Source organism: Methylibium sp. (genome assembly GCF_013817365.1).
GTDB lineage: Bacteria > Pseudomonadota > Gammaproteobacteria > Burkholderiales > Burkholderiaceae_C > Methylibium.
Genome location: NZ_JACDCU010000546.1, coordinates 1 through 2,353, shown reverse-complemented (window position 1 = coordinate 2,353; position 2,353 = coordinate 1). Strand labels below are relative to the sequence as shown.

At 64.4% G+C, this 2,353-nt stretch carries 2 protein-coding genes; both read left to right on the top strand.

Features of this window, described 5'->3' with window-relative positions:
* A partial coding sequence (locus H0W38_RS21100) for an IS4 family transposase (RefSeq protein WP_292457886.1) occupies positions 1–888 on the top strand: 888 nt, incomplete at its 5' end.
* Between the two features lie 679 nt (positions 889–1,567).
* Positions 1,568–2,353, top strand: a 786-nt coding sequence (locus H0W38_RS21095; RefSeq protein WP_292457883.1) for a transposase, incomplete at its 3' end; no start/stop codon positions are given.

The window sequence follows — 2,353 nt, the reverse complement described above, 5'->3', positions numbered from 1 at the left end:
GCGCACAAGATGGCGCCGGTGCTCAAGCGACTGCTGCGACGGAGACTGCGTCAGCTGAGCAAGCAGGCGCATCCCGAGCTGCGAGGTCGGTTGGAGAGCTTCGCGGACGTGCTCGTTCCGGACGGCTGCGCGTTCAAGCTCGCCGCGGCACTCAGCGGCAGCTATCCCGGCACGGGTCAACCTGCCGAGCTCAAGCTGCATGCCATCTACAGCGTTCGCGCAGCAGCCGTCATCAGTTCTCAGACAACGGCCGGGTCGGTCCACGACAGCGAGGGCTTCGCTCCCACGTGGGCGCCAGGGGCGCTGTACATCTGGGACTTGGGCTTCAACAGCTACGAGCGGTTCATCGACGCGACGACGGCAGGCGCGCATGTGCTGCAGCGGCTCAAGGACGGCGCGAATCCCATCGTGCTGGCCTCCTACGGCTCTACCGGTCATCGTCGAGCATTGGCCGACGAAAGCGGCAAACCTCTCAAGCTCAACGATGCCTGTGCTTTCGGTCACGTCCACCGTCAGAGCGTTCTGGATCTGGACGTCGAGCTCGTAGACGACAACGGGCGCAAGGCCGTTGCACGTGTCGTGTGCGTGCCCTTCGATGGCGAGGATCGCTACTACCTGTCGTCGCTCCCGCGCGCAGTGTTCACCGCCCACGACCTGGCCGAAATCTACCGGGTCCGCTGGGAAGTGGAACTCTTTTTCAAAAATTGGAAGGGCGGCGTGCGCCTCGATCAAGTCCGCCGATTGAGTCATCCGGCATCGTTGGACCTGACCATCACCGCCTCGATGCTCGCGGCGCTGCTCGCTCGCGACATCAGTACTCGTCTGGCGGAGCTCTCCGAGAGGTTCGGCTCTTCCCAGTCTCTGCCCGCAGAGACCATTTCCCCCTGAGCTCACGAATCCAGCACAGCCTCGTGTTGGACAACAGCCACGGGCGCACCGCCTTGAGCCGGAAGCCGAGCCTGAGCCCGAGCCGCAACACAAGCCACAGCGCCGGACTCTTTTCGCCGTCACCCTCCAGCTCGGAAGGTCGCGCGCGGCTCTCCAGAGCCTCATCCGCGCTATCGGCGATGCTGAGCCTTGGGTCGCAGCCGCCGCCGCACGAGACGTTGCTCGCACTATTCTCAGCGCTGCCCGCGACCGCTCCAGAGAGAAATACCCCAGAACTATCGTCGACATCCAGCGCCGCACGGCTCCGCTCACACGGCCCAGGCGCAAGCCGCGACGCCGGCCTCCTCAGCCATCACGCCGCGTTGCCCCGACCAAGGAGACAGGGTGAACGCATATGGATGCCTGCATGGTCGCTGCAGTAAAGGCCTTCGCCGAGCCGTGTGCCGGCGCTGGCGTCGCGCTCTTCGTCGGCGCCGGCTTCAGCTATGGGTCCTTCAACATAGATTTCGCGTGCGCTCATCGCTCGTGATCGCGTCCGCAGCCAAAAAGACGAGGGGATCACGATACTCGTCACGTAGCGTCGGCTCATCCATGGGGTGATCGCGGAGGGGCGAAGATCGGCCAGCCGATCTTTGTCTTGACGTGATCGAAGATGCCCGCCGCAAGCGTCGAAGAAGTGATGAAACAAACAACGATACTTGCGGCGAGCAGTCAGAAGGTGCGACGGGATGTGATGGGGGGCAAGCGCGGGGACGGACATGAGCGCGACCAGCGTATTTCGCGCCCGAGCGGGCGGTCGATCCGCAGGGGACGGCCGGATCCGAACCTGACGGGCGTAGCCGGTCTGGTCCCGTTCGGCGCTTACCTGGAGGAGATCGGGGTGGACCGGGAGCTTCGCCGCGCGTTCTTCGAGTTGAAGGACGGGCCCATGGTCGTCTACCCGATGGAAACGCAGATGCGAATGCTCATCGATGCCTTTGCGGTGGGCGAGCAACGCGTCTTCGGGCTCGAATCGCTCGCGGCCGATCCGCTGTTCGTCAAGCTCGCTGGCGGAGTGGTTCCGAGCATCGACACAGTGTACCGCGATCTTGCGCGCTTTGACGAGATGGAGAACGCCAAGCTGGAACTGATCATGGCGTCGCATGGCTTGGCCACCCTTGCCGAGCTGACGACCCCGCAGCCGTACGTCCACGTGGACATCGACACCACGGTGGAGCCGCTGTTTGGGCAGCAGGAAGGGGCGCTGCCCGGCTACAACCCGCGCTACCGGGGGCGAAACAGCTACCATCCCATCCTGGCGGCCATCGCCGAAACAGGAGCATGCATCGGTGCACGACTGCGGCCCGGCGATGTGGGGCTCGGCGGCGACGATGCGAAACTCATCCAAACGTACGTAAAGCGCGCGGTCGCACACGCGCCACGCGGTCGCATGGTGGTCGCGCGAATCGATTCCGGCGCTGATTGT